At 70.0% G+C, this 26,368-nt stretch carries 23 protein-coding genes, 5 tRNA genes and 1 pseudogene; 11 read left to right on the forward strand and 18 right to left on the reverse strand.

The genetic code is table 11. The features are described from left to right. Positions 1-34: 34 nt before the first annotated feature. Both ABZ934_RS05915 and ABZ934_RS05920 read right to left on the reverse strand, forming a co-directional pair. A complete protein-coding gene (locus ABZ934_RS05915) occupies positions 35-1,045 on the reverse strand; it encodes an NAD(P)H-dependent glycerol-3-phosphate dehydrogenase (RefSeq protein WP_361308978.1) in 1,011 nt (336 codons plus the stop codon). Then, positions 1,042-1,794: a lysophospholipid acyltransferase family protein gene (locus ABZ934_RS05920; RefSeq protein ID WP_361308980.1), complete on the reverse strand. Its 753-nt coding sequence runs from the start codon at positions 1,792-1,794 to the stop codon at positions 1,042-1,044. Before ABZ934_RS05920 ends, ABZ934_RS05915 begins: the two co-directional genes overlap by 4 nt. A gap of 243 nt (positions 1,795-2,037) precedes the next feature. Here ABZ934_RS05920 and cofC point away from each other — a divergent pair. Next, positions 2,038-2,658 (forward strand): annotated as a pseudogene (gene cofC / locus ABZ934_RS05925) (2-phospho-L-lactate guanylyltransferase); the annotation flags it as partial. Between the two features lie 316 nt (positions 2,659-2,974). On the opposite strand, the gene ABZ934_RS05930 reads toward cofC, so the two are convergent. The 4 genes from ABZ934_RS05930 to leuC form a co-directional block, all read right to left on the reverse strand. Next, positions 2,975-3,652 carry an HU family DNA-binding protein gene (locus tag ABZ934_RS05930; protein WP_361308983.1) on the reverse strand — a complete coding sequence of 226 codons (678 nt, stop codon included), beginning with the start codon at positions 3,650-3,652 and terminating at the stop codon, positions 2,975-2,977. A gap of 144 nt (positions 3,653-3,796) precedes the next feature. Further along, positions 3,797-4,024: a hypothetical protein gene (locus tag ABZ934_RS05935; protein WP_361308985.1), complete on the reverse strand. Its 228-nt coding sequence runs from the start codon at positions 4,022-4,024 to the stop codon at positions 3,797-3,799. Between the two features lie 137 nt (positions 4,025-4,161). Continuing rightward, complete coding sequence (leuD, locus tag ABZ934_RS05940) at positions 4,162-4,755, reverse strand: 3-isopropylmalate dehydratase small subunit (RefSeq protein WP_329198621.1); 594 nt, start codon at positions 4,753-4,755, stop codon at positions 4,162-4,164. Positions 4,756-4,758: 3 nt separating this feature from the next. Continuing rightward, positions 4,759-6,183: a 3-isopropylmalate dehydratase large subunit gene (gene leuC / locus ABZ934_RS05945; protein WP_361308988.1), complete on the reverse strand. Its 1,425-nt coding sequence runs from the start codon at positions 6,181-6,183 to the stop codon at positions 4,759-4,761. A 185-nt stretch (positions 6,184-6,368) separates the two neighbouring features. Between leuC and ndgR the strand changes: the two genes are divergently transcribed. Next, positions 6,369-7,085, forward strand: coding sequence for an IclR family transcriptional regulator NdgR (gene ndgR, locus ABZ934_RS05950; RefSeq protein ID WP_136213317.1), 717 nt, complete (start codon positions 6,369-6,371; stop codon positions 7,083-7,085). Between the two features lie 157 nt (positions 7,086-7,242). Here the strand turns inward: ndgR and ABZ934_RS05955 are convergent. The 9 genes from ABZ934_RS05955 to ABZ934_RS05995 form a co-directional block, all read right to left on the reverse strand. Beyond that, a tRNA-Glu gene (locus ABZ934_RS05955) sits at positions 7,243-7,315 on the reverse strand. 26 nt (positions 7,316-7,341) lie between these two features. Beyond that, a tRNA-Gln gene (locus ABZ934_RS05960) sits at positions 7,342-7,413 on the reverse strand. A gap of 27 nt (positions 7,414-7,440) precedes the next feature. Next, positions 7,441-7,513, reverse strand: a tRNA-Glu gene (locus ABZ934_RS05965). A 63-nt stretch (positions 7,514-7,576) separates the two neighbouring features. Next, a tRNA-Glu gene (locus ABZ934_RS05970) sits at positions 7,577-7,649 on the reverse strand. A 26-nt stretch (positions 7,650-7,675) separates the two neighbouring features. After that, positions 7,676-7,747 (reverse strand) — tRNA-Gln (locus ABZ934_RS05975). An 85-nt stretch (positions 7,748-7,832) separates the two neighbouring features. Beyond that, a complete protein-coding gene (locus ABZ934_RS05980; protein WP_361308990.1) occupies positions 7,833-8,561 on the reverse strand; it encodes an HAD family hydrolase in 729 nt (242 codons plus the stop codon). A gap of 125 nt (positions 8,562-8,686) precedes the next feature. Further along, positions 8,687-10,162 (reverse strand): glutamate--tRNA ligase, encoded by a 1,476-nt coding sequence (gene gltX / locus ABZ934_RS05985; protein WP_361308993.1) that lies wholly within the window; start codon positions 10,160-10,162, stop codon positions 8,687-8,689. Then, entirely contained in the window at positions 10,155-10,943 is a 789-nt protein-coding gene (locus ABZ934_RS05990) for a fumarylacetoacetate hydrolase family protein (RefSeq protein WP_361308995.1), read from the reverse strand. The genes gltX and ABZ934_RS05990 overlap by 8 nt, the downstream gene beginning before the upstream one ends. A gap of 96 nt (positions 10,944-11,039) precedes the next feature. After that, positions 11,040-11,243: a hypothetical protein gene (locus tag ABZ934_RS05995; RefSeq protein WP_361308997.1), complete on the reverse strand. Its 204-nt coding sequence runs from the start codon at positions 11,241-11,243 to the stop codon at positions 11,040-11,042. Positions 11,244-11,810: 567 nt separating this feature from the next. Here ABZ934_RS05995 and ABZ934_RS06000 point away from each other — a divergent pair. The 8 genes from ABZ934_RS06000 to ABZ934_RS06035 all read left to right on the forward strand — a co-directional run bounded on the left by ABZ934_RS06000 (position 11,811) and on the right by ABZ934_RS06035 (position 22,192). Further along, positions 11,811-15,515 carry a nitrate- and nitrite sensing domain-containing protein gene (locus ABZ934_RS06000; RefSeq protein ID WP_361309000.1) on the forward strand — a complete coding sequence of 1,235 codons (3,705 nt, stop codon included), beginning with the start codon at positions 11,811-11,813 and terminating at the stop codon, positions 15,513-15,515. A 9-nt stretch (positions 15,516-15,524) separates the two neighbouring features. Next, complete coding sequence (locus ABZ934_RS06005) at positions 15,525-15,938, forward strand: roadblock/LC7 domain-containing protein (protein WP_306432442.1); 414 nt, start codon at positions 15,525-15,527, stop codon at positions 15,936-15,938. Positions 15,939-16,091: 153 nt separating this feature from the next. Next, positions 16,092-16,484, forward strand: a complete 393-nt coding sequence (locus ABZ934_RS06010; protein ID WP_136214587.1) for a DUF742 domain-containing protein — start codon at positions 16,092-16,094, stop codon at positions 16,482-16,484. Beyond that, a complete protein-coding gene (locus tag ABZ934_RS06015; protein WP_361309003.1) occupies positions 16,465-17,046 on the forward strand; it encodes an ATP/GTP-binding protein in 582 nt (193 codons plus the stop codon). The genes ABZ934_RS06010 and ABZ934_RS06015 overlap by 20 nt, the downstream gene beginning before the upstream one ends. Positions 17,047-17,339: 293 nt before the next feature. Beyond that, entirely contained in the window at positions 17,340-20,534 is a 3,195-nt protein-coding gene (locus tag ABZ934_RS06020) for a nitrate- and nitrite sensing domain-containing protein (RefSeq protein WP_361309005.1), read from the forward strand. Between the two features lie 10 nt (positions 20,535-20,544). Continuing rightward, positions 20,545-20,958: a roadblock/LC7 domain-containing protein gene (locus ABZ934_RS06025; protein WP_008739857.1), complete on the forward strand. Its 414-nt coding sequence runs from the start codon at positions 20,545-20,547 to the stop codon at positions 20,956-20,958. A 93-nt stretch (positions 20,959-21,051) separates the two neighbouring features. Beyond that, the gene (locus ABZ934_RS06030) at positions 21,052-21,630 is read left to right on the forward strand and encodes a DUF742 domain-containing protein (RefSeq protein WP_361309007.1); all 579 of its coding nucleotides are present in this window, start codon (positions 21,052-21,054) and stop codon (positions 21,628-21,630) included. Beyond that, positions 21,611-22,192 (forward strand): ATP/GTP-binding protein, encoded by a 582-nt coding sequence (locus tag ABZ934_RS06035; protein ID WP_079429940.1) that lies wholly within the window; start codon positions 21,611-21,613, stop codon positions 22,190-22,192. Before ABZ934_RS06030 ends, ABZ934_RS06035 begins: the two co-directional genes overlap by 20 nt. Positions 22,193-22,290: 98 nt before the next feature. On the opposite strand, the gene ABZ934_RS06040 is transcribed toward ABZ934_RS06035, so the two are convergent. Both ABZ934_RS06040 and ABZ934_RS06045 read right to left on the reverse strand, forming a co-directional pair. Then, positions 22,291-22,494, reverse strand: coding sequence for an acyl-CoA carboxylase epsilon subunit (locus tag ABZ934_RS06040; protein WP_361309010.1), 204 nt, complete (start codon positions 22,492-22,494; stop codon positions 22,291-22,293). 22 nt (positions 22,495-22,516) lie between these two features. Continuing rightward, positions 22,517-24,100, reverse strand: a complete 1,584-nt coding sequence (locus ABZ934_RS06045) for an acyl-CoA carboxylase subunit beta (protein ID WP_361309013.1) — start codon at positions 24,098-24,100, stop codon at positions 22,517-22,519. A 255-nt stretch (positions 24,101-24,355) separates the two neighbouring features. Here ABZ934_RS06045 and ABZ934_RS06050 point away from each other — a divergent pair, with 255 nt between their 5' ends. Next, complete coding sequence (locus tag ABZ934_RS06050) at positions 24,356-24,976, forward strand: YceI family protein (RefSeq protein WP_361309016.1); 621 nt, start codon at positions 24,356-24,358, stop codon at positions 24,974-24,976. Positions 24,977-25,007: 31 nt separating this feature from the next. Here the strand turns inward: ABZ934_RS06050 and ABZ934_RS06055 are convergent, their stop codons facing one another. Further along, positions 25,008-26,360 carry a hypothetical protein gene (locus ABZ934_RS06055; protein WP_361309018.1) on the reverse strand — a complete coding sequence of 451 codons (1,353 nt, stop codon included), beginning with the start codon at positions 26,358-26,360 and terminating at the stop codon, positions 25,008-25,010. Between the last annotated feature and the right edge of the window lie 8 nt (positions 26,361-26,368).

A 26,368-nucleotide genomic window follows, 5' to 3' on the forward strand; every position in this document is an offset into this window, starting at 1 on the left:
CACGAGAGTACCCGCTCGAACGTCCGGAAAGGACTCAGCGGCGTTCCGGTTTGGCGCTGCGGCTCATGAGTTCCTTCAATGCGACCAGCGTGGGCTTGCCGTGGTGGACGATGTCGACGACCGTTTCGGTGATCGGCATGTCCACTCCGTGCCGGTGGGCCAGATCCGCCACGGACTGGCAGGACTTGACCCCTTCCGCGGTCTGCTTGGTGACCGCGATGGTCTCCTCCAGGGTCATCCCGCGGCCGAGGTTGGTTCCGAAGGTGTGGTTTCGGGAGAGCGGCGAGGAGCAGGTGGCGACGAGGTCGCCGAGCCCGGCGAGGCCCGAGAAGGTGAGCGGGTCGGCGCCCATGGCGAGGCCGAGGCGGGTCGTCTCGGCGAGGCCGCGGGTGATGAGCGAGCCCTTGGTGTTGTCGCCCAGGCCCATGCCGTCCGCGATGCCGACGGCGAGCCCGATGACGTTCTTGACGGCGCCGCCGAGCTCGCAGCCCACCACGTCGGTGTTGGTGTACGGGCGGAAGTACGGGGTGTGGCAGGCGGCCTGGAGGCGCCGGGCGACGCCTTCGTCCACGCAGGCGACGACGGACGCGGCGGGCTGTCGGGCGGCGATCTCACGGGCCAGGTTGGGGCCGGTGACGACGGCGACGCGCTCGGCCGGGACGCCGGCCACCTCTTCGATGACCTCGCTCATCCGCTTGGCGGTGCCGAGTTCGATGCCCTTCATGAGGGAGACGAGCACGGTGTCGGGGGCCAGCAGCGGCGTCCACGCGGCCAGGTTGCCGCGCAGGGTCTGGGACGGAACGGCGATGACCGTGAAGTCGGCGCCCGCCGCGGCTTCGGCCGCGTCGGTGGTGGCCCGGATGTTCGCGGGGAGTTCGACGCCGGGCAGGTAGTCCGGGTTGGTCCGGCCGGTGTTGACGGCGTCGGCCAGCTCCTTGCGGCGGCCCCAGAGGGTCACCTCGCAGCCGGCGTCGGCGAGGACCATGGCGAACGCCGTGCCCCAGGAGCCGGTTCCGTAGACGGCTGCCTTCACGGGACCTGTCACTTCTTGCCCTCCCCCGCGGCCTTGCGCCGCTGTTCCGCCCTGGCCTTGCGATGGTCGTACGGCTGCTCGGGCGCCTTCTCGCCGCGCAACTCCTCCAGCAGCCCGGTGACGGCCGCCATGATGGTCTCGGTGGCCCCCTTGAGCACCTCGGGGGTGGGTTCCCGCTCGTAGAACTCGGAGAGGTCCACGGGCGGTCCGGCGAGTACCTGGAGGGTCTTGCGGGGGAACAGGCGAACCTTGTTCTCCTTGGCGTAGGGCGGCATCGCGAGGTTCGCACCCCACTGGGCCACCGGAATGACGGGCGCCCTGGTGACGAGTGCCACCCTGGCCACTCCGGTCTTGCCGGCCATGGGCCACATGCCGGGATCGCGGGTGAGGGTGCCCTCCGGGTAAAACGCCACGCATTCCCCGCGTTCGATGGCGGCGACGGCCGCCCGGAAGGCGTCCAGGGCGTTGGTGGTCTCCCGGTAGACGGGGATCTGTCCCGAACCGCGCAGGATCGTACCGACGAAAGGCACCTTGAAGAGGCCGGCCTTCGCGAGCAGCCGCGGCACCCGGCCGGTGTTGTACTGGAAGTGCGCGTAGGACAGCGGGTCCAGGTACGAGTTGTGATTGACCGCGGTGATAAACCCGCCGTCGGCCGGAATGTGCTCCATTCCCCGCCAGTCCCGCTTGAACAGCACTACCAGCGGCGGTTTCGCGATGACCGCCGCCAGGCGGTACCAGAAGCCGATTCTGCGGCGGGACACTCGGACACCTTCCTCTAGGACCGGGGCACGGGTGTACCGCCCAGCGGTGGCTGGGGGACTGGGCACCTCGTGGGCCGGACAAGTCTCGCCCCAGGTCCGGTCTCTGTCGAGAACACCGTACGCCCCAGTCGGGCCGCCGAGTCCACCCGTGTCCGGGTGGAGGGGACAATGGGCCGACTGACGACCGGGCCGTGACTGAGGGCGGCCCACAGGCGTGCGGGGGCGCACCGGAGGGAAGGGGTCGTGACGAACGCCGTCTGGAGCTTGGTGGTGCCGCTGAAGCCGCTCGCGCTGGCCAAGAGCCGGCTCGCCGCGGCCGTCGGCGGCTCGCGCCCGGGGCTCGCGCTGGCCTTCGCCCAGGACACCGTGGCGGGGGCGCTGGCCTGCGCGGTCGTGGCGGATGTGGTGGTCGTCACGGACGACGCGGTGGCGGGCGCGGAACTGGCGCGGCTCGGGGCGCGGATCGTCCCGGACGTCCCGGGCGCCGGCCTCAACGCGGCGCTGGCCCACGGGGCGCGGGCCGTACGGTCGCGCCGGCCCGGGTCGGCGGTGGCGGCGCTGAACGCGGACCTGCCCGCGCTGCGGCCACCCGAATTGCTACGCGTGCTCGATACCGCTTCGGTATTTCCGCGGGCTTTTCTGGCGGATGCGGCGGGAATCGGGACGACCCTGCTTTCCGCTGCTCCGGACGTGGAATTGGCGCCGTCGTTCGGCGGTCCGTCGCGGGCCCGGCATTCGGCGTCCGGGGCGGTGGAAATCTCCCTGACCGGCGTCGACAGCGTCCGCCGGGACGTGGATACGGGCGCCGATCTGCGGACGGCCCTCGCCCTCGGGGTGGGCCGGCACACGGCCCGATACAGTGCCGGTATGCAGGCGACCGCGTACACGTACGACTCCCAGACCCGCAGCGGCAGTGTGCTGCTGGACGACGGCACCCCGGTGCCCTTCGAGGCCGCCGCGTTCGACGCGGGCGGCCTGCGGCTGCTGCGGCCCGGACAGCGCGTGCGGATCGAGACGCAGGGCTCGGGCCCGGACCTGCGCATCACCCTGGTCACCCTGCAGACGTTCTGACGGGGGCCGCACGCCCCTTCCACCCGCGCTGATCGGCCGGGTGAACGCACCGCGGGCCGGCTTCCCCGCCGTGGGGAAGCCGGCCCGGCGTGTGTGACTCGTGCCCTGCTTACTTCTTGCGGGCGGTGGTCTTCTTCGCGGTGGTCTTGCGCGCCGTCGTCTTCTTGGCGGGCGCGGTGGTCTTCGCGGTGGTCTTCTTGGCCGCCGGAGCCGTCTTCTTGGCCGTGGACGTGGCCTTCTTGGCGGTGGTCTTCTTCGCCGCGGCGGTGGAGGACCCGGCCGCCGTCTTCTTCGCGGCGCCGGTGGTCTTCTTGGCGGCCGCGGTGGTCTTCTTCGCGGCGGCCTTCTTGGTGGTGGCGGCGGTCGTGGTCTTCCGCGCGGAGGTCGACTTCGCCGCCGTCTTCTTCGCGGTGGCCTTCTTGCCGACGGCCTTGGCGATGGTGGGCGGGGCGCCCGAAAGGCTGCCCTTGGGCGCCTTCTTGACGGAGACCTCTCCACCCTTGGGGAGCTTCTTGGTGCCGCTGACCAGGTCCTTGAAGCCCTGGCCCGCGCGGAACCGGGGAACCGAGGTCTTCTTGACCCGGACGCGCTCACCCGTCTGCGGGTTACGGGCGTAGCGGGCCGGACGGTCGACCTTCTCGAACGAGCCGAAGCCGGTGACCGAGACCCGGTCGCCCGCGACGACCGCGCGGACCATGGCGTCCAGTACCGCGTCGACCGCGTCCGCGGCCTGCTGGCGGCCGCCGAGCTTGTCGGCAATCGCTTCTACGAGCTGCGCCTTGTTCACGTCTTCCCCTTCGGAGACTTCGCCAGAACGAATGTGTTCAAGCTTATTTCGCACGTTAGGCGGATATATACCGCAAATCAAACACGAAACGGGCTAATCACCCTAGTGCCGCAACGTTGTAAGCCGTTACGGAGTTCCTTCGCATCAGTCGCCTTCAGGGAATCGACCCTCGTCGAGGTCCTTCATCAACCTGTCCAGGCGCCTTGCCGCATCGGCGAGATCATGCTTCGCCGCGGCCGTGACGACCAACAGCTTCCGGGACAGCGCCATCCTTACGCCCTCCGGGACTTGCAGCGTGCGCACCCTTGCGTGTGCTTCTTTCAATCGGCTCGCGACCACTTCGTAGAGCTCAAGTTGACTGTCGCGTTCCATGCACAGATTGTGCCATCTGGGGCGAGTTGTCGCCTCACGGGGCCTCAACACACGGCTGTGCCCCCCGCCGGAAAGCGGGGGGCACAGTGGGGGCGATGTGATCACCCGAGGGTGAATAAGCGCTGATCAGGCAGGAATCACGCCTGAATCGTGCGCGGCTTGAAGGTCGGGCGGGTGCTTTCGTACGTGGCGATGTCCGCTTCGTTCTGAAGGGTGAGGGAGATGTCGTCCAGACCCTCCAGCAGACGCCAACGGGCGTTGTCGTCGAGTTCGAACTCCGCCTCGACGCCTTCGGCTCGGACCTTGCGGTCCACCAGGTCGACGGTGATCTCGGCGGTGGGGTCCGCCTCGGTCAGCTGCCACAGCCGCTCGACGGTCTCCTGCGGCAGGACGACGGTCAGCAGACCGTTCTTCAGCGAGTTGCCGCGGAAGATGTCCGCGAAGCGCGAGGAGATGACGGTCTTGAAGCCGAAGTTCTGCAGCGCCCAGACGGCGTGCTCGCGCGAGGAGCCGGTACCGAAGTCGGGGCCGGCGACCAGCACGGTCGCGCCGGCGCGCTCCGGACGGTTGGTGACGAACTCCGGGTCCTTGCGCCATGCCTCGAAGAGCCCGTCCTCGAAGCCGTCGCGGGTGATCTTCTTCAGCCAGTGGGCCGGGATGATCTGGTCGGTGTCGACGTTGCTGCGGCGCAGCGGGACGGCCCGACCGGTGTGGGTGGTGAAAGCTTCCATGATTCAGACTCCGGCGGGGGCGGTGACGTCGGACAGGTCGGCGGGCGAGGCCAGGTGGCCCAGTACCGCGGTCGCGGCGGCCACCTGCGGGGAGACCAGGTGGGTGCGTCCGCCCTTGCCCTGGCGGCCCTCGAAGTTGCGGTTGGAGGTGGACGCGGAGCGCTCACCGGGGGCCAGTTGGTCGGGGTTCATGCCCAGGCACATCGAGCAGCCCGCGTGCCGCCATTCGGCCCCGGCCTCCTTGAAGACCTTGTCCAGTCCCTCTTCCACGGCCTGCAGCGCGACCCGGACCGAGCCCGGGACGACCAGCATCCGTACACCGTCGGCGACTTTGCGGCCCTCGATGATGCCGGCGACGGCGCGCAGGTCCTCGATGCGGCCGTTGGTGCAGGAACCTACGAAGACGGTGTCTACCTTGATGTCCCGCAGCGGCTGCCCGGCCGCCAACCCCATGTACTCCAGGGCCTTTTCGGCGGCGAAGCGCTCCGAAGCGTCCTCGTACGAAGCCGGGTCGGGGACGTTGGCGGACAGCGGCGCGCCCTGGCCCGGGTTGGTGCCCCAGGTGACGAACGGGGAGAGCGAGGCGCCGTCGATGACGACCTCGGCGTCGAAGACGGCGTCGTCGTCGGTGCGCAGCGTCTTCCAGTAGGCGACCGCCGCGTCCCAGTCCTCGCCCTCGGGGGCGTGGTCGCGGCCCCGGAGGTAGTCGAAGGTGGTCTCGTCGGGGGCGATCATGCCCGCGCGGGCACCGGCCTCGATCGACATGTTGCAGATGGTCATGCGGGCTTCCATCGAGAGCTTCTCGATGGCCTCGCCGCGGTATTCCAGGATGTAACCCTGGCCGCCGCCGGTGCCGATCCGGGCGATGATCGCCAGGATGAGGTCCTTGGCGGTGACGTCATCGGCCAGCGCGCCGGTGACGGTGATCGCCATCGTCTTGGGGCGGGCCAGCGGCAGCGTCTGGGTGGCCAGCACGTGTTCGACCTGGCTGGTGCCGATGCCGAAGGCCAGCGCGCCGAAGGCGCCGTGCGTGGAGGTGTGGGAGTCGCCGCAGACCACGGTGGTGCCGGGCTGGGTCAGTCCCAGCTGCGGTCCCACCACGTGGACGACGCCCTGCTCGACGTCACCCAGCGAGTGCAGGCGGACGCCGAACTCGGCGCAGTTGCGCCGCAGCGTCTCCAGCTGGGCCCGGGAGACCGGGTCCGCGATCGGCTTGTCGATGTCGATGGTGGGGGTGTTGTGGTCCTCGGTCGCGATGGTGAGGTCCAGGCGACGGACCTTGCGGCCGGCCTGACGCAGGCCCTCGAAGGCCTGCGGGCTGGTCACCTCGTGCAGCAGGTGCAGATCGATGAAGAGGAGATCGGGCTCGCCCTCGGCGCGCCGGACGACATGGTCGTCCCAGACCTTCTCCGCGAGTGTCCTACCCATCGCTTTCCCTCCGGCCGGCCGGTTGTGCCGGCGCTTCATAGAGATCTTGTGCGCCTGTATCGCCCGTACCCCACGTCCCGGACGACGGCTCGGACCCAGTGGTTCGTGGACCCGCACATACAGACTCGCTCGTTCTTGGAAAAATTGAACTTGCGTTTCACACTGTGAGACGTGAATATCGTTTCATGGACAACTCTAGCGGCGTCGGCGTTCTCGACAAGGCAGCTCTGGTACTGAGCGCACTGGAGTCCGGTCCGGCCACCCTCGCCGGGCTGGTCGCGGCGACAGGGCTCGCACGACCCACGGCACATCGCCTTGCCGTGGCACTGGAACACCACCGGATGGTGGCGAGGGACATGCAGGGCCGGTTCATCCTCGGTCCGCGGCTGGCAGAGCTTGCCGCCGCGGCCGGCGAGGACCGTCTGCTGGCCACGGCCGGACCGGTGCTCACCCACCTCCGCGACGTGACGGGCGAGAGCGCGCAGCTCTACCGGCGTCAGGGCGACATGCGCATCTGCGTGGCAGCGGCCGAGCGGCTGTCGGGCCTGCGGGACACCGTCCCGGTGGGCTCCACGCTCCCGATGAAGGCCGGTTCGGCCGCGCAGATCCTGATGGCCTGGGAAGAGCCCGAGCGGCTCCACCGCGGTCTTCAGGGCGCGCGTTTCACGGCGACGGCACTGTCCGGCGTACGGCGCCGCGGCTGGGCGCAGTCGATCGGCGAGCGGGAGCCCGGCGTGGCCTCCGTCTCGGCGCCGGTACGCGGGCCGTCGAACCGGGTCGTGGCCGCCGTATCGGTCTCCGGCCCGATCGAGCGCCTGACCCGGCACCCTGGTCGGATGCACGCCCAGGCGGTCATCGACGCCGCCGGCCGGCTGACGGAGGCCCTGCGCCGCTCCGGCTGACCTCCCCCGCCCTTTCCCCCCGTCCCTCCGGGCCCGGGGGCGCGTACGACGCCGCACACGTCCGAACACGCGCCTCCGGGCCCGTACTTCTGCCGCTCCCCGGGCCGGTCATGACGAAGAGGCCCTCCGCGACGATCGCGGAGGGCCTCTTCTTCTGTACCCCCGACCGGATTCGAACCGGCGCTACCGCCTTGAGAGGGCGGCGTGCTAGGCCGCTACACAACGGGGGCAAGCACTGCGTTACTACTGCACTGCGCTGGGCTACCAGGACTCGAACCTAGAATAAGGGAACCAGAAACCCTCGTGTTGCCAATTACACTATAGCCCATAGTGGTCTAGACCATGCCAGACATAGTACCCCCGACCGGATTCGAACCGGCGCTACCGCCTTGAGAGGGCGGCGTGCTAGGCCGCTACACAACGGGGGCCCTAGCGATCCTGCATCAAGACGTCCGGGAGCTACCCGATGGAGGTCTTGCGGGAAGGATCTGTACCCCCGACCGGATTCGAACCGGCGCTACCGCCTTGAGAGGGCGGCGTGCTAGGCCGCTACACAACGGGGGCAAGCACTGCGTTACTACTGCACTGCGCTGGGCTACCAGGACTCGAACCTAGAATAAGGGAACCAGAAACCCTCGTGTTGCCAATTACACTATAGCCCACCAAAACGCAAGCCCCTGGGGGACTTTCATTCGGTTAGCGCCTCCGTCCGGCCTTTCGGCCCGCTCGGGCGGCGCAGAAAGAACATTACCGGATGCCTGACCGTGCTCCAAAACGGGTATCTGCGCCCAGCAGCGCGGGGAGCCGGCCCAGACCGGAGATCCTGTGCACTCCTTCGGGCGTCGGTCCGGGCGCGCCGGACCGGTCGAGCCACACGGCCGTGAGCCCCGCGTCCCGGGCGCCGCGGGCGTCGATCTCCGGCTGGTCGCCGACGTAGGCCACCTCCCCCGGCGGCAGCCCGAGCGCCTCGCAGGCCCCCAGGAAGGCGGCGGCGTCCGGCTTGCTGACACCGAGCTCGGCGGCGCAGACCAGCACTTCGAAGCGCTCGCGCAGGCCGAGCCGGCGCAGCTTGGGGTCCTGGTTGGCCGTGGAGGAGTTCGAGAGCACCCCGTGCCGGTAGTCGGCGGCCAGGGCGTCCAGTACGGGGAGCACGTCCGGGAACAGCGCCCATGCCGCCTGGTAGTGCACGAGGTACCGGTCGAACCAGTCGTCGGCCTCGGCGGCGCTCATGTCGGGGGCCGAAAGGAAATCCCGCACCCGGTCCTGCCGCTGGGCCAGGAAGGTCGTCTCGCCGGCGGCGAAACGCGCCCAGTGGCGTTCGGTCGTGGCCCGCCACAGGGCGAGGGCCGCGCCCGGGGTCCCGTAGCGTTCCGCCAGCCCGTCCTCGGCCAGGTGCCGCGCGAGCCCGGCGGTGTCGGCCCCGGTGTAGTCGAACAGGGTGTCGTCGATGTCCCACAACAACGCACGGATCGGCATACGGCCGAGACTACTGGGCGCCCCCGTCCGGTGAGGGGACGACGAAGAAGTTCGTCACGCGGCCGCCGAAACGCCGCAGGGGCGGTCGCCGGGGAGGCGGCCGCCCCTGCGGGGAGTGCGTACGGTCAGGCGGCGAGCTTCGCCAGGGCCGCGTCGATGCGGGCCAGGGAGCGCTCCTTGCCCAGGATCTGGAGGGACTCGAAGAGCGGCAGGCCGACCGTGCGGCCGGTGACGGCGACGCGGACCGGGGCCTGGGCCTTGCCCAGCTTGAGGCCGTGGGCCTCGCCGGCGGCCAGGACGGCCTGCTTGAGGGCCTCCGGGTCGTTCCAGTCGGCGGTCTCCAGGTGGGCCCGGACGGTGGTGAGCAGGGCCGCGGGCTCGCCCTTCATCGCCTTGTCCCAGGACGCCTGGTCCTCGACCGGCTCCTTGCGGAAGAGGAAGTCGACGTTCGCGGTGATGTCCGACAGGACGGTCACGCGGGTCTGGGCGTACGGCGCGATGGCCTCCCACGCCCGCTCGTCGAAGTCCTCCGGCTCCCAGTTGGCGTGCGGCGCGCGCAGCCACGGCCTGCACGCGTCGGCGAACGCCTTCGGGTCCATCCGGCGGATGTGGTCGGCGTTGATCGCCTCGGCCTTCTTCAGGTCGAAGCGGGCCGGGTTGGCGTTCACGTCCGGGATGTCGAACTTCGCCACCATCTCCTCGACGGTGAAGATGTCCTGGTCCTTGGAGAAGGACCAGCCGAGGAGCGAGAGGTAGTTCAGCAGGCCCTCGGGGAGGAAGCCGCGCTCGCGGTAGAGGTTGAGCGAGGACTCCGGGTCGCGCTTGGAGAGCTTCTTGTTCCCCTCGCCCATGACGTACGGCAGGTGGCCGAACTCGGGGACGCCGGTGGCGATGCCGAGCTCCATCAGCGCCTTGTAGAGCGCGATCTGGCGGGGCGTGGAGGACAGCAGGTCCTCGCCGCGCAGCACGTGCGTGATCTGCATCAGCGCGTCGTCGACCGGGTTGACGAGCGTGTACAGCGGGGCGCCGTTGGCCCGCAGGATGCCGAAGTCCGGCACGTTCTCCGGGGTGAAGGTCAGCTCGCCGCGGACCAGGTCGGTGAAGGTGATCGGCTCGTCGGGCATCCGGAAGCGGACGATCGAGAGGCGGCCCTCGGCCTGGTACGCGGCCACCTGCTCGGCGGTCAGGTCGCGGCAGTGGCCGTCGTAGCCGGAGGGCTTGCCGGCGGCGCGGGCGGCGGTGCGGCGCTCGTCGAGCTCCTCGGTGGTGCAGTAGCAGTCGTACGCGTAGCCGCCGTCGCGCAGGCGCTGGGCGACGTCCGCGTAGATGTCCATGCGCTGCGACTGGCGGTACGGCGCGTGCGGGCCGCCGACCTCGGGGCCCTCGTCCCAGGTGAAGCCCAGCCAGCGCAGCGAGTCGAGCAGCTGGTGGTAGGAGTCCTCGGAGTCGCGGGCCGCGTCGGTGTCCTCGATGCGGAAGACGAACGTACCGCCGTGGTGGCGGGCGAACGCCCAGTTGAAGAGGGCGGTCCGGACCAGGCCCACGTGGGGGTTGCCGGTCGGGGAGGGACAGAAACGTACGCGGACGTTCGCGTTAGCCACGCTTGATCACCTTGTTGGTGAGAGTGCCGATGCCTTCGATGGTGACGGCGACCTCGTCGCCGACGTTGAGGGGGCCGACTCCGGCCGGGGTCCCCGTGAGGATGACGTCGCCCGGGAGCAGCGTCATGGCCTCGGTGATGTGCACGATCAGGTCCTCGATCGAACGGACCATGTCGCTGGTGCGGCCGAGCTGGCGTTGTTCGCCGTTGACCGTGCACTGGATGGTCAGGTCGCTCGGGTCGAGGTCGGTCTCGATCCAGGGGCCCAGCGGGCAGGAGCTGTCGAAGCCCTTGGCGCGGGCCCACTGCTTCTCGCGCTGCTGGACATCGCGCGCGGTGACGTCGTTGGCGCAGGTGTAGCCGAGGATCACGTCCTTGACGCGCTCCTTGGGGACCTCCCGGCACATCCGGCCGATGACCACGGCCAGCTCCGCCTCGTGGTGGAGGTCCTGGGAGAAGGAGGGGTACGTGATGGGGTCGCCCGGGCCGACCACCGAGGTGGAGGGCTTGAAGAAGGTGATGGGCGTCTCCGGGACCGCGTTGCCGAGCTCCGCCGCGTGCTCCGCGTAGTTGCGGCCGATGGCCACGACCTTGTTCGGGAGCACGGGCGGCAGGAGCCGGACCTTGTTCAGCGGCACCTTGGTGCCCGAGAGCTCGAAGTCCGCGAACGGAATGCCCTTGATGATGTCGAGGACGAGCTCGCTTTCGGCGCCGGGGGCAGTGCTGCCCTCGACCGCGCCGAACGCGACGTTGCCGTCGATCGAGAACCTGGCGATGCGCACCTGTTGCGTCTGCCCCTCTGTATTTCCGTCGGCCGGAATCTGCGGACTCCAGGCTAACGCGGTGGGCGGCGGCGCTTCGCGTCCGTACCGGCGGGTCTACTGCGCGGCGGCGGCGACCGGGGCGTCCATCAGGACGGTGCGGCGGGGGTTCGCGGTCTGCGTGGGCAGCTCGACGGAGTGCTCCGGGGCCAGGGGCGACTGCAGTTCCTCGGCGTCCTGGAGGTGCGCCAGGGTGGTGCGGCGGGGGTTGGCTATGTTGCGGAACATCAGCGTCGTCTTCTGCGGATTCTGCGGAGTCATCGGAGTTCGGGGCCCTCGGCTCGGTCGTCGTGTGGTGGTTGTCGGATGCGCCAACCCTGCAAAGGGAAAGGCTAAACATCTGAATCCCCCACCGAACCGGGAAGTAATGGCCACGACTGTGTGAGTTTCCTCACCAGCGACCCGGCATTACGGGCATAACAGACAGTCAATTGGGAGCCCCAAAACGGACATTGCGCCACTGAACGCGTTATTCCGCTCCTGATCATCTCGACTGGGACACCTTGACAGCCACGGGGTTTGGTCGGCGTAAGTCCGGTTCATCCCGAAAGAGGTTCCACATCGCGTAGCGCGTCCGTCACAAGCCGTGACGGGCTCGCCGGGGGGAACCGCACACCTTGTTGGAGATCCCCCACTGTGCTGGAATTCGCGGGACCGCCGCGGGAATCAGCCGGCGCGCAGGTGGCGCGACTCAGCGCCCAGCGCGGCGGCAAGGAGAGGGAGACGCGCCGGTCACCGACGACCACCATGGGGCCGTCAGTGCCCCACGACTCGACACCGTCCCACCGCTCCACCGGCGGGACGCCTGGTCCAGAGGTTGCGACGCTAGTGCAGGGACGATTCAAGAGGGATGGCAAGGGTTCTCCCCAGGCCCATGAGGGCCGAGGGGAAGCTGCGTCGGAGCAGGAGCCGCGCGGCGGGACCGACCGTGGCTCCTCGCCCCAGCACGCCCAGAACCGAGGGCCGGCTGTCGAAGGAGCGCGCCCCGATGCCGCCGACCCCGTGAAGGGGAAGGCCAAGGGCCGTGCCAAGCCGAAGGGCCCGGCACGGGCCAAGGGCAAGGGCGAACCGGCTCCCGAGCAGGACGTGGCGATACCGAAGGCCCCCAGCGGGCCCGGTTCACGCATGGCCATGCAGAACTGGCGCATCAGCACGCGACTGGTGTCGCTGCTGACCCTGCCGGTCGTCGCCGCCACCACGCTCGGTGGCTTCCGTATCAACGACTCGCTCAACGAGATCGCGCAGCTGGACCACATGCAGCTGCTGACGACGATGACCCGGCAGGCGACCAACCTGGCCGCCGCGCTCCAGGAGGAGCGCGACAAGTCCGCCGGTCCGCTGTCGGTCGACAAGTCGGGCAAGCCGAACTCCCTCGTCCAGGGCGTCCGCGACCAGACCAACACCGCGATCGAAGCGTTCAGCGTCGCGACCGACAAGGTCGACAGCACGCAGGCCAAGGACGACACCCTCAAGTCGATCCGCAACAACATCCTGCAGATCGGCCGCCAGCTCACCGGCATCGAGGACATCCGCAAGAAGGCGTACCAGAGCGGCGCCCAGCAGACGGTCACCGAGTACAACGCGCTCATCGTGTCGCTGCTCTCCCTCTCCCAGGACATGGCCCAGGCCACCTCCAACCCGGAGATGATCAAGCGCACGCGCGCCCTGGCGGCCTTCTCCGCCGCCAAGGAGTACGCATCCATCCAGCGCGCGATCATCGCGGCCTCGCTCCCCGAGAGTGGCGACAAGCCTGGCTCGCTGGGCGAGAACGACCGCCTGTACGCGCTGTCCGCGCTGCGCGGCGAGAGCCAGGCGAAGAAGACCTTCGAACTCGTCTACCAGGGCAAGTCCGAGGAACTCCTCGCGAGCCTCGGCGACGGCAACGCGGAGATCAGCAAGGCCGACCACTACACCCGTCGCGTCCTGTCCACGCAGGGCCAGTTCACCAAGGAGCAGGCGTACCACTCCTGGATGGACTGGTACGACGCCGACGGCACCAAGCTCACGGCCATGAAGGTCATCGAGCTCACCCTGCTGGAGGACATGGAGCAGAAGGCCCGCGAGCTGAAGAGCTCGTCGCAGCAGGACGCCATCATCAACGGTGCGCTGATCCTCCTCGTGCTCGGTGTCTCCCTCGTCGGCGCCTTCGTCATGGCCCGGTCCATGATCCGCTCGCTGCGCCGCCTCCAGGACACGGCGACCCGCGTCGCCCAGGACCGGCTGCCCGAGCTCGTCAAGCAGCTGTCCGAGACCGACCCGCAGGACGTCGACACGACGGTGGAGTCCGTCGGTCTGCACACCCGCGACGAGATCGGCCAGGTGGCCGCGGCCTTCGACGACGTGCACCGCGAGGCCGTCCGCCTCGCCGCCGAGCAGGCCCTGCTGCGGGGCAACGTCAACGCGATGTTCACCAACCTCTCGCGCCGCTCGCAGGGTCTGATCCAGCGCCAGCTCTCGCTCATCTCCGAGCTGGAGTCGCGCGAGGCCGACCCGGACCAGCTGTCCTCGCTCTTCAAGCTCGACCACCTCGCGACCCGTATGCGCCGTAACGGCGAAAACCTCCTCGTCCTCGCGGGCGAGGAGCCGGGCCGCCGGTGGACCCGCCCCGTCCCGCTCGTCGACGTGCTCCGCGCCGCGGCGTCCGAGGTGGAGCAGTACGAACGCATCGAACTCGCGTCGGTGCCCGGCACCGACGTCGCCGGCCGCGTCGTCAACGACCTCGTGCACCTCCTCGCCGAGCTGCTGGAGAACGCCACCTCGTTCTCCTCCCCGCAGACCAAGGTCAAGGTCACCGGTCACGCCCTGCCGGACGGCCGCGTGCTCGTCGAGATCCACGACACCGGTATCGGCCTGTCCCCCGAAGACCTCGCCGCGATCAACGAGCGGCTCGCGTCGCCGCCGACCGTGGACGTCTCCGTCTCCCGCCGCATGGGCCTGTTCGTGGTCGGCCGCCTGTCCCTGCGACACGGCATCCGCATCCAGCTGCGCCCCTCCGACTCGGGCGGTACCACCGCGCTCGTCATGCTGCCGGTGGATGTCGCCCAGGGCGGCAAGAAGCCCGCGCCGATGCCCGGCCAGGGTGGGCAGGGCGGTCCTGGGTCCGGTGCCCCGCAGGGCGGCCCGGGCGGTTCCGCGGGACAGGGTGCGGTCGGCTCCGGCGGCGCGCGTCCCCCCGTGGGCGCCGGTCCGCAGCGCGGTCAGGTCTCCGCCGCCGGGCAGCGTGCCGCGCTGCCCGGGCGGGACGCGTCAGCCGGCATGCAGCAGCGGTCCCAGGGTCAGGGTCCCGGCCCGCAGGGCGGTCCCGCAGGCCGGCCGCAGCAGCAGGGCGGCCCGATGGCGCGTCCGCAGGCCGGTCCGGGTGCCCCGACGGGTCAGGGCGCGGGCGGGTTCACCCCCGGTGCCCCGCTCCCGGGCCGTGGTCCGGTCGCGGGTCCGGCGGGCGGTGCGCTCGGCGGTCCCGTCGGTGGTGCGCCGCAGTCCCGGCCCGGTACCTCTCCCTCCGCCTTCCCGCAGGGCAACGGCTTCGAGCGGCCGCAGCAGCAGCCCGCTCCGGCCGGCTCCCAGAACCAGGGTCAGCCCCCGGCTCCCGTCCAGCGCAAGCGGCCACAGTTGCCGCCGCGCGGCGGCGCCCCGCGTCCGGAACTCCCGGGTGCGGGCGGCGCGGCCCCGCAGGGCACCAGCTGGGGCGCGGGCCAGGGTGGTCACGAGGTCCCGCGCGGGCATGACGAGCTGTCGGGCCCCGGTGCGACGGCCGAGTTCCCCCGCCCGGACTTCAACGCCCCGGCCCCGTACGCCGGCGGCAACCCCGCCGACGGCACCACGGGACAGTTCGAGCGCCCTGACGTGCGCGGTCCCCTGGACCCGTCCGCCACCGGGCAGTTCGAGCGCCCGGGCGACTTCCAGGCACCCCGCGGCGGCGGCCCCGGCGTGGGTGGCCCCGGCGGCGGTCGGCCCCAGGCTCGGCAGCCCGGCGGCTACTTCCCGCCGCAGCGTCCGCAGGCCCGGCCCGAGGCGCTGCCGCCGGCCTCGGGTCCCGGCGAGGCGCGCAGCCCCATCTTCGACACGCTGGAGTCCAACTGGGTCCGCCAGGACGGCGGCCCCTCCGTACCCCAGCAGCCGCAGCAGTACCAGCAGCAGGCTCCGACCGCGCCGGCTCACCAGCAGCCGCTCCCCCAGCGTGGTCAGGAACCCTCCGCCGACCAGACGGCGACCGGCGCGGTGCCGACCGTCAGCTGGCGGTCCTCGCCCAACGACGAGCTGATGCGGCAGGCCGAGCGCGTGCGCCAGCCCGCCGCCGGTGGCATCACCACCTCGGGCCTGCCCAAGCGGGTACCGCGGGCGAACCTGGTGGCCGGTACCGCTCAGCAGCAGGCCGAGACCCAGCCGGGCCCGCAGGTCTCACGCGCCCCGGACGACGTCCGCGGTCGCCTCACCAACCTCCGACGCGGTATCCAGCAGGGGCGCCAGGCCGGCACCACCGGCCCCGCGACCGGCAGTTACCAGATCGACCCCACTTACCAGCAGGAGCGTTAGTTGAGTTCGATGAGCCAGGCGGCACAGAACCTGAACTGGTTGATCACCAACTTCGTGGACAACACCCCCGGGGTGTCCCACACCGTGGTGGTCTCCGCCGACGGACTCCTTCTGGCGATGTCGGAAGGTTTCCCCCGTGACCGGGCCGATCAGCTGGCGGCCGTGGCCTCCGGCCTGACGTCGCTGACCGCCGGAGCCTCCCGCATCTTCGAGGGCGGCGCCGTCAACCAGACCGTGGTGGAGATGGACCGGGGATTCCTGTTCCTCATGTCCGTCTCCGACGGTTCCTCGCTGGCCGTACTGGCGCACCCCGAGTGCGACATCGGCCTCGTGGGCTACGAGATGGCCCTCCTCGTGGACCGGGCCGGCAGCGTCCTCACCCCGGAGCTGCGCTCGGAACTCCAGGGAAGCCTGCTCGGCTGACCGCAATCCTCCCGGCCGGACGGTACTTCCGGCCGGGGGGCCGGGGCGCCCGCCCCGCACCCAAGTACCACCGCCAGGCCGTCATACCATCCCCCCCCACCGGCCGCCCCGTGAGACGGCACGCTGACCACTGCTGTCCAGCCCGGAGGATCAATGACCCCGCCCCCCGCCTACCCGGACTCGTACGGAGACTCGTACTCGGAAGGCGACCAGCCGCTGGTGCGTCCCTACGCGATGACCGGCGGCCGGACCCGGCCCCGCTACCAGCTCGCCATAGAGGCGCTGGTCAGCACCACGGCCGATCCGATGCACCTGTCCGGCCTGCTGCCGGAGCACCAGCGCATCTGCACCCTGTGCCGTGAGGTGAAGTCGGTCGCGGAGGTCTCCGCACTGCTGTCGATGCCGCTCGGTGTCGCCCGGATCCTCGTCGCCGACCTGGCCGAGGCCGGAATGGTGGCCATCCACCAGCCGGGCAATGGAGAGGCCGGCGGAACGCCGGATGTAACGCTGCTCGAGAGGGTTCTCAGTGGACTTCGCAAGATCTGACGGCGGAGCGGCTCGCTCCACCACCTCCGCGAAGATCGTGGTGGCGGGCGGCTTCGGCGTGGGCAAGACCACGTTCGTCGGCGCGGTCTCCGAGATCAATCCGCTGCGTACCGAGGCCGTGATGACGTCCGCGAGCGCGGGCATCGACGACCTCACCCACACCGCGGACAAGACGACCACCACGGTCGCCATGGACTTCGGCCGCATCACCCTGGACCAGGACCTGATCCTGTACCTGTTCGGTACCCCGGGTCAGGACCGCTTCTGGTTCATGTGGGACGACCTGGTCCGCGGCGCCATCGGCGCCATCGTCCTGGTCGACACCCGCCGGCTCGCCGACTGCTTCCCCGCCGTCGACTACTTCGAGAACAGCGGCCTGCCGTTCGTGGTGGCGCTCAACGGTTTCGAGGGGCACCAGCCGTACACCCCGGAGGAAGTCCGCGAGGCCCTGCAGATCGGCCCGGACGCCCCCATCATCACCACCGACGCCCGCCACCGCGCGGACGCCAAGAGCGCGCTCATCACGCTCGTGGAGCACGCACTGATGGCGCGACTCAAGTAACAGGGCTCCGTGTCGTGTTCGGAGAGGGCGGGCTGTGTCATAGAACACGGCCCGCCCTCCTCGTTCATAACGTTTCGACAGAGAATTACCGCCGGTCGGGCACAGGGTGCGTTCGCGCGGTACCGCTGCGCTCACAACGAGCCCGGCTTTTGCAGCAGGTCGCTCTGTATGTCCGATTTATGCGGGACATAAGGTTGTTGGAATGGCCGATTCCAACTGTTTGGAACAGGGCCGTCAACCGTGCTGGAATTCAACGAACTAGCTAGTAGCACCGCCGAGAGGTTGTTGGTCGAGTGAGGCGAAGCAACGCGAGCCCCGGGGTCGAACCCGCGCGGGGCAACTTCACCCCGCCGCCGCGAGCGGCCGCGTCGCCCGTCGACGTGCCCGTGGAGCCACCCGCCGCCAAGGGGAGTGCCAGCAAGTTCGCCCCGCGCAACTGGCGTGTGCCGACCAAGCTGAACGCCATCCTGCTCGTACCCGTCCTCGTCGGACTGGTCATGGGCGGCTTCCAGGTGAAGGGCTCGATCGACAGCTGGAACGAGGCCAAGGACGCCGAGAAGACGGCCCGCATCGTCCAGGCGGCGGCCGAATACGGCCAGGCCCTCCTCAACGAGCGTGACCTCACCGCCGAACCGCTCCTCAAGGGCGAGCGCAACAGCCCTGTCGTCACGAAGGCGTACGCGGCCACGGACGCGGCCAAGGACAAGTTCGCCGCAGCCGCCAAGGACCTCCCGGCCAACCAGAGCCTGGAACACCGCCTGGCGCTCTTCCGCCAGGAGGAGCCCAAGCTGGAGCAGGTCCGCAAGACGGCCTACGTGGCTCCGGAGACGCCGAAGAAGGCACTTCCCAACCAGGCGGGTCCCATCCCGACCGAAGAGGGATACGTGCTGGTCCAGCACTACCTCATGACGTTCTCCAACGAACTGGGCCTCGGCACCGGCAACGTGACCAGCTACGGCCGCATGGTCTACGCGGTCGAGCTGGCCAAGGCCGCCAACTCGCTCCAGCGCTCGGTCGGCACGCACCTCCTGGTCCGCCCGAACGAGAACGAGGAGGTCCGCAGGGGCCAGCTCGTCGCGTTCTCCTCCTACGCCTACCTCGAAGAGATCGCCATCGGCGAGTACGTCGCGGCGGGCACCGACGCGGACACCAACCGCCTCAAGGAGGTCATGGCCGACAAGGCCAAGGACGGCGCCGCCAAGCTCACCGCCGCCAAGCTGGCGGCCGACCAGGCCGGCACCACCTTCAAGGCACCGCCGGTCGTCAACGGGTCCGCCCTCACCGGCATGACCGAGGCGATAGCCTCCGGCTTGAGCAAGGAGAAGCTCGCCGCCGGCGGCACCTCCGCCCCGGCCTGGCAGGCCGCGGCCACCGCCAAGTTCGACGGCTACGCCGAGATCGAGAAGGAACTCCTCGACAAGGCCGTCAAGGACTCCGTCGCGGTGTCCGACTCGGCCCGCAACGACGCCATCATCACCGGTGCCGCCGTGGTCGTGGCGCTGCTCGCCGCGTTCATCCTGGCCGGCATGATGGCCCGCCAGATGAGCCGCTCCATGCGCCGCCTGCGCAGCGCCGCCTTCGACGTCGCCGAGCAACGCCTGCCGATGCTCGTCGACCAGCTCTCGCGCACCGACCCCGGCAAGGTCGACACCCGTGTGACGCCGATCCCGATCGACTCCCAGGACGAGATCGGGGAGGTCGCCCGCGCCTTCGACCAGGTCCACCGGGAAGCGGTCCGGCTCGCCGCCGAGCAGGCCCTCCTGCGAGGGAACGTCAACGCGATCTTCACGAACCTCTCCATGCGCAACCAGTCGCTGATCGAGGGCCAGCTGACCCTCATCACCGACCTGGAGAACAACGAGGCCGACCCCGACCAGTTGGAGAACCTCTTCCGGCTGGACCACCTGGCCACCCGTATGCGCCGCAACGGCGAAAACCTCCTCATCCTCGCGGGTGAGGAGCCGGGCCGCCGCTGGGACCAGCCGGTGCCCCTCGTCGACGTGCTGCGCGCCGCCTCCTCCGAGGTGGAACAGTACGAGCGCATCGAGTTCTCGGGCGTCTCGGAGGCGGAGATCCACGGTCAGGCCGTGACCGACCTCGTGCACCTGCTCGCCGAGCTGCTGGAGAACGCGACCACGTTCTCCTCCCCCCAGACCAAGGTCCGCGTCAACGCCACGCGTCTGCCCGACGGCCGCGTCATGGTGGAGATCCACGACAAGGGCATCGGCCTCACCGCCGAGGACTTCGCGGACATCAACCACAAGCTGGCCAACCCGCCGACCGTGGACGCCGCGATCTCGCAGCGCATGGGTCTGTTCGTGGTCGGCCGGCTGGCGGACCGCCACGGCATCCGCGTCCAGCTGCGCCCCTCCGGCGAAGCGGCCGGCACCACCTCGCTGGTCATGCTCCCGGACGCCATCACCCACGGTGGCGGTGGCGAGGCCATACCGGACGACGACTTCACGGTCTCCTCGATCATCCCGGAGCAGCGGGCCCAGTCGGCCCCGGCGCTGCGCACGGCCGCCGAGCTCGGCTTCGACGACTCGCGCTACGACGGGCAGGGCGGCGAGGAGCTCTCGCTCGACCCGGTCGGGCGGTCCCTGACCCAGCAGGAGCGCCGGGCCGCACTGGCGGCCCAGGTCGGCTACCCGCAGGAGCAGGACCAGGACCAGCAGTCGGGTTACTCCGCGCAGGAGTATCCGGAACCGCAGCCGGAACACGGGTACCAGGAGTACCAGGGCTACGAACAGCAGTCCGCGCAGGGCTACGAGTCTTCGTACGGGACTTCCGGATCCGAGCAGGCGTACGAGGCATACCCGGAACAGAACTACGCTTATCCGGAAGCCGGATACCAGGACCAGGGGCACAGCGCCCAGTCCTACGAGGACGGCTACGCATCGCAGTCCCCGCAGGCGGAGTGGCCCGAGCAGAACACCTACTCGGACGCCTACCAGCAGGACTACGGGACCGAATCGGAATCCCGGGTCGCTCCCGAAGCGGCTCCGGACCGCGTAGGCTTCGACCGTCCGGGTGCCGCTGCCGACACCGGTCACCAGGTGACCGGGGCGGGCCTGCCGCGTCGCGGCAGCCAGCAGCAGGGGCAGTCGGGCCAGCAGAAAGCGGAGTCCACCGGATCCCTCTTCGAGCAGCGGCCGCAGCGTCAGCAGCAGCCCGCTGAGGCGCAGAGTGCCCCGGAGGAGACGGAAGACAGCTCGTCGTGGCGTTCGAGCAACGACGAGCGCTGGCAGCAGGCCGCCAAGCTCCGTGAGCCGAAGGCGGGCGGGGTCACCCCGTCCGGTCTCCCTCGGCGGGTACCCAAGGCCAACCTGGTCGAGGGTGCTGCGGAGACGACCCCGCAGGGCGGCCCCCAGGTCTCCCGCGCCCCGGAGGACGTCCGCGGCAGGTTGAGCAACCTGCGGCGCGGTGTCCAGCAGGGACGCAGCGCGGGTTCCGAGCAGTCAAGTAACAGCTATGACCAGGAGCGTTAGTGTGAGCCCGATGAGCCAGGCGGCACAGAACCTGAACTGGTTGATCACCAACTTCGTGGACAACACCCCCGGGGTGTCCCACACCGTGGTGGTCTCCGCCGACGGCCTTCTTCTGGCGATGTCCGACGGATTCCCGCGCGACCGCGCCGATCAGCTGGCGGCCGTGGCCTCCGGTCTGACGTCGCTGACCGCCGGAGCCTCCCGCATCTTCGAGGGCGGCGCCGTCAACCAGACCGTGGTGGAGATGGACCGGGGATTCCTGTTCCTCATGTCCGTCTCCGACGGTTCCTCGCTCGCGGTGCTCGCGCACCCCGAGTGCGACATCGGCCTCGTGGGCTACGAGATGGCCCTCCTCGTGGACCGGGCAGGCAGCGTCCTTACCCCGGAACTGCGTTCGGAGCTGCAGGGAAGTCTTCTCAACTAGCAAACAGGCAGTGCGTTTCGCGTCATCGCACCATAGGGTGCGGTGGCGCGGTTCTACAGGGAGTACTGCGTTCTTGGAGCAGGAGGAGGAAACGTGACAACACCCGGAGGACATCCTTATGGCGGCGCGCAGCAGCCGCAGGGTGGGCACGACCAGAACCGCTTCAACTTCCCCTCCGCTCCCAGCCGGCCGGTGCCGGAGCAGGACCCGTACCAGCAGCAGTACGGTCAGCAGCAGTACGGTCAGCCCCAGCAACCGCAGCAGCCGCAAGCTCCTCACCGACTGCCGCAGCCGCCGCCGCGGGCCTCGCGCCCGCAGGCCCCCAAGGCGCACAACCCGCTGGTGCGTCCGTACGCGATGACCGGCGGCCGTACCCGGCCGCGCTACCAGCTCGCCATCGAGGCGCTGGTCAGCACCACGGCCGATCCCGCTCGGCTGCAAGGGCAGTTGCCCGAGCACCAGCGCATCTGCCGTCTGTGCCAGGAGATCAAATCCGTCGCGGAGATCTCGGCACTTCTCTCCATTCCTCTTGGTGTCGCCCGCATCCTCGTCGCCGACCTGGCGGAGGCGGGCCTTGTCGCCATTCATCAGCCCGGCGGCGACGAGTCTGCCGGCGGCCAGCCAGATGTGACACTGCTCGAAAGGGTGCTCAGTGGACTTCGCAAGCTCTAACGGCGGAGCGGCTCGCTCCACCACCTCCGCGAAGATCGTGGTGGCGGGCGGCTTCGGCGTGGGCAAGACCACGTTCGTCGGCGCGGTCTCCGAGATCAATCCGCTGCGTACCGAAGCCGTCATGACCAGCGCTTCCGCCGGTATCGACGACCTGACCCACACCGGGGACAAGACGACCACCACGGTCGCCATGGACTTCGGCCGCATCACCCTGGACCAGGACCTGATCCTGTACCTGTTCGGTACCCCGGGTCAGGACCGCTTCTGGTTCATGTGGGACGACCTCGTGCGCGGCGCCATCGGCGCGGTGGTGCTGGTCGACACCCGCCGGCTCGCCGACTGCTTCCCCGCAGTCGACTACTTCGAGAACAGCGGCCTGCCGTTCGTCATCGCCCTCAACGGCTTCGACGGCCACCAGCCGTACACCCCGGAGGAAGTCCGCGAGGCCCTGCAGATCGGCCCGGACGCCCCCATCATCACCACCGACGCCCGCCACCGCGGCGACGCCAAGAGCGCGCTCATCACCCTGGTCGAGCACGCGCTGATGGCGCGCCTGCGGTAACCGGCCGGCCCGGCCCACACGAAAGGCCCCCGCACTCCTCGGAGTGCGGGGGCCTTTCGACGTTCCGGCCGCCAGGTCGTCTCTTTCGACCTGGGGGTTCAGCCGCGCCAGCTGTGGGCGGAGCGGAAGCCGGGGCTGCGTTCCAGGCGGCGCCAGCGGGCCTGGGTGCCGATGGTGTGCACCGGGGTGGCCACCGGGGCGGCGGCGGCGCGGGCGAGCAGGATCGCGGTGATCGCGGCCAGCTCCTCGGGCTCGGCGTTGCCCTTCTCGACCTTGAGCAGGGTGTCTGCGGTGACGCTCATGGGTGGCAGGTCTCCTTCGCTCTTACTGCGGCGGGTTGCCGTGCTTGCGGGACGGCAGATCGGCGTGCTTGGTGCGGAGCATCGCGAGGGCGCTGACGAGCACCTCGCGGGTCTCGGCGGGGTCGATGACGTCGTCGACGAGGCCGCGCTCGGCCGCGTAGTACGGGTGCATCAGTTCGGCCTTGTACTCCTTGACCATGCGGGCGCGCATGGCCTCGGGGTCCTCGGCGTCCGCGATCTGCTTGCGGAAGATGACGTTGGCCGCGCCCTCGGCGCCCATCACGGCGATCTCGTTGGTGGGCCAGGCGTAGGTGAGGTCGGCGCCGATGGACTGGGAGTCCATGACGATGTACGCGCCGCCGTACGCCTTGCGCAGGATCAGCGAGATCCTCGGCACGGTCGCGTTGCAGTAGGCGTACAGAAGCTTGGCGCCGTGGCGGATGATGCCGCCGTGCTCCTGGTCGACGCCCGGCAGGAAGCCGGGGACGTCGAGCAGGGTGATGATCGGGATGTTGAAGGCGTCGCACATCTGGACGAAGCGGGCGGCCTTCTCGGACGCCTCGATGTCCAGGACGCCCGCCAGGTGGCCGGGCTGGTTGGCGACGATGCCGACGACCTGGCCGTCCATCCGGGCGAGGGCGCAGATGATGTTGCGGGCCCAGCGCTCGTGGATTTCGAGGACGTCGCCGTCGTCGACGAGCTCCTCGATGACCTTCAGCATGTCGTAGGGGCGGTTGCCGTCCGCGGGCACCAGGTCCAGCAGGACCTCGGAGCGGCGGTCCGCCGGGTCGGAGGTCGGGTGGAGCGGCGGGTTCTCGCGGTTGTTGGAGGGCAGCATCGTGATGAGGTAGCGGACCTCGGAGATGCAGGTCTCCTCGTCGTCGTACGCGAAGTGCGCGACGCCCGAGGTCTCGGCGTGCACGTCGGCGCCGCCGAGGCCGTTCTGGGTGATCTCCTCGCCGGTCACCGCGCGGACCACGTCCGGGCCGGTGATGAACATCTGCGAGGTCTCACGGACCATGAAGACGAAGTCGGTCAGGGCCGGGGAGTACGCGGCGCCGCCGGCGCAGGGGCCGAGCATGACCGAGATCTGCGGGATGACGCCCGACGCCTTGGTGTTGCGCTGGAAGATGCCGCCGTAACCGGCGAGGGCGGAGACGCCCTCCTGGATGCGGGCGCCCGCGCCGTCGTTCAGCGAGACCAGCGGGGCACCGGCCGCGATGGCCATGTCCATGATCTTGTGGATCTTCGTGGCGTGGGCCTCGCCCAGGGCGCCGCCGAAGATCCGGAAGTCGTGCGCGTAGACGAAGACCGTGCGGCCCTCGACCGTGCCCCAACCGGTGATCACACCGTCGGTGTAGGGCTTCTTGCCCTCCAGGCCGAAACCGCTCGCCCGGTGCCGGCGCAGCTGCTCGACCTCCTTGAAGGAACCCTCGTCGAGCAGCAGCGCGATGCGCTCGCGCGCGGTCAGCTTGCCCTTGGCGTGCTGCGCCTCGGTCGCCCGGTCACTGGGGCCGCGCCGCGCCTGCTCTCGCAGGGAATGCAGTTCGGCCACGCGCCCGCGGGCGTCCGTCGGCTCGCTCGGAGTCTGGTCCACAACGGTCATGTACCGACCTTACGAAGTGACGGGGCGAAAACCCTCCGTTGGTTCCACACAGTCTCCGACGCGATCCGCTGTCCGGCCCGGACAGAACCGCCGGACGATGCGTGAACTCCACCAGGCGGAGCAGCCACCCGTTATGGAGATCCCACAAATCACCCCGCACGAGGTGAAGAGGTTGAAATTTGAACGGAATAGGTCTAACGTCATTGTCGTTGAAACTTAAACAAAGCTTCGACCGCCGACTACCGAGGAGTGATCATGGGCATCTTCACCCGCCGCAACAGCAGTCAGGACGTCACCGGCACCGCCGCCGTCACCACCCTGGACGTGGACCCCGCGCTCGCGGCCCTCACCGGCGACTACGCCATCGACCCCGCCCACAGCAGCATCGGCTTCACCGTCCGGCACGCCATGGTGACCAACGTCCGCGGCGCCTTCACCGACCATGAGGGTTCCCTGCACCTGGACGGCTCCGACCCGTCCCGCTCGACGGTCTCCATCGACGTGAAGACCGCCTCCGTGGACACCGGCATCGCCGACCGCGACGCCCACCTGCGCGGCGCCGACTTCTTCGACGCCGAGACCTTCCCGCTTATGAGCTTCCGCTCCACCGGCGCGGCCGCCCTCGGCGGGGACACGTACCGCGTCACCGGCGACCTGACGATCAAGGACGTCACCCGCCCGCTCTCCATCGACCTGGAGTTCAACGGCTCCGCCACCGACGTCTACGGCAACCAGCGCGTCGGCTTCGAGGGCTCCACCCAGATCCTGCGCTCCGACTGGGGCCTGACCTGGAACGCCGCGCTGGAGGCCGGCGGCGTGATGGTCAGCGACAAGGTGAAGCTGACCTTCGACATCTCGGCCGTGAAGCAGGCGTGAGCCGGCGGCGGCGCCACCGGGGGCGGCCGGCCTAGAAGCCGCCCCCGCCGTCGAAGCCCCCGCCCCCGCCCCCACCGTCGAAGCCACCACCGCCGCCGTCGAACCCGCCGCCGAAGTCCGCCGGGTTGAAGTCGGCGCCCGACACGTCACCGCCGTCGAACCCGCCGCCCACTCCCCCGAAGTCGGAGGCGTACGCGGGTCCCGACATCATCGAACCGAGCATCGTGCCCACCAGCAGACCGGGCAGGATGCCGCCGCCGAAGTAGCCGCCCGCCCAGGGGCCGTAGGCCGGGCCCGCGTCGTAGTAGGGCCGCCGCCCGTAGTCGGTGTCGACCGTGCGCACCGCCGGGTCCAGGCCGTCGCGCAGCCGCACGGCGTCCGCCGTACAGACGGGGACGGTACGGGCCGCTCCGCCCGGCGGGGCCCAGCCGGCGTCCTCCGTGCTCGGACCGTGGCGCGGGTCGAAGAAACAGGGCGCCCGCCGCTCCGGTACCGGCCGGCCCTGCCGGCGCGCGTCGAGGCGGGCCAAGGCGTAGCGGCCGTCCTCCAGTGCCTGGGTGACGCCCTGCACCTCCTCCGGGTACCGGACCTGGGCCATGATCTGTTTGGCCTTCTCGTACGAGTCCAGGGCCTGCCCGTAGTCCGCGCGCATCGCGTCGTCTGCACCGGGTTCACCGGGTCGGAAGTCCAGCCGGTCGAGTTCCTCGCCGAACGCGGTGATGTCCTCGTCCACGACGACGGCGAGGCGGGCGATCGCCTCGCGCCGCGCCTCTTCCTTCTTCTTGCGGTTGCGCCGGACCAGCGCGTAGGCGCCACCGCCACCGAGCACGGCGACCGCGCCGAGCGTGACCAGACCGCCGACCGGGGCGCCCTGATCGGCTCCCGTGTCACCCCAGGAGGCCGGCGCCCTGCCCTTGGTCTGGGTGAGGGCCTGGTCCACGAAGTTGTTCAGTTCGGTGGCCGCGTCGACCGGCCCGCCCGCCTTCACCGCGTCGGCGAGATTGCGTACGGCCACCCGCGGCATGACGGACGCGTCGGCCCCGGCGTCGAAGCCGGCGCCGAGGCGGATCGCGTACAGCCCCGTGATGCCCGTCTGGGCGCGCACGGCGCTCAGCAGCCCCTGCGGCGGGAACTCGGCGGTGGCCGGGAGGACCGCGACGAAGACCGGCTTCCCGGCCTTCTCGATCTTCCGGGCCAGCGCGTCCGCCTGCGCCTTCGGCAGCTGTGCCTCGGCGCGGGGGTCGACGTAGACGGGGCCCTGCTTGAGGGCCCGCGCGACGGCAGCGGTCCCGGTGTCGGCGGACGCCTGCGGTACGCCCACGAGAGCGAACGCGAACAACCCCAGCAACAGACCGGACAATACGGACATAAGCCTGGTCTTCATGTCTACGA

The organism is Streptomyces sp. NPDC046557 (assembly GCF_040645975.1).
Lineage (GTDB): Bacteria > Actinomycetota > Actinomycetes > Streptomycetales > Streptomycetaceae > Streptomyces.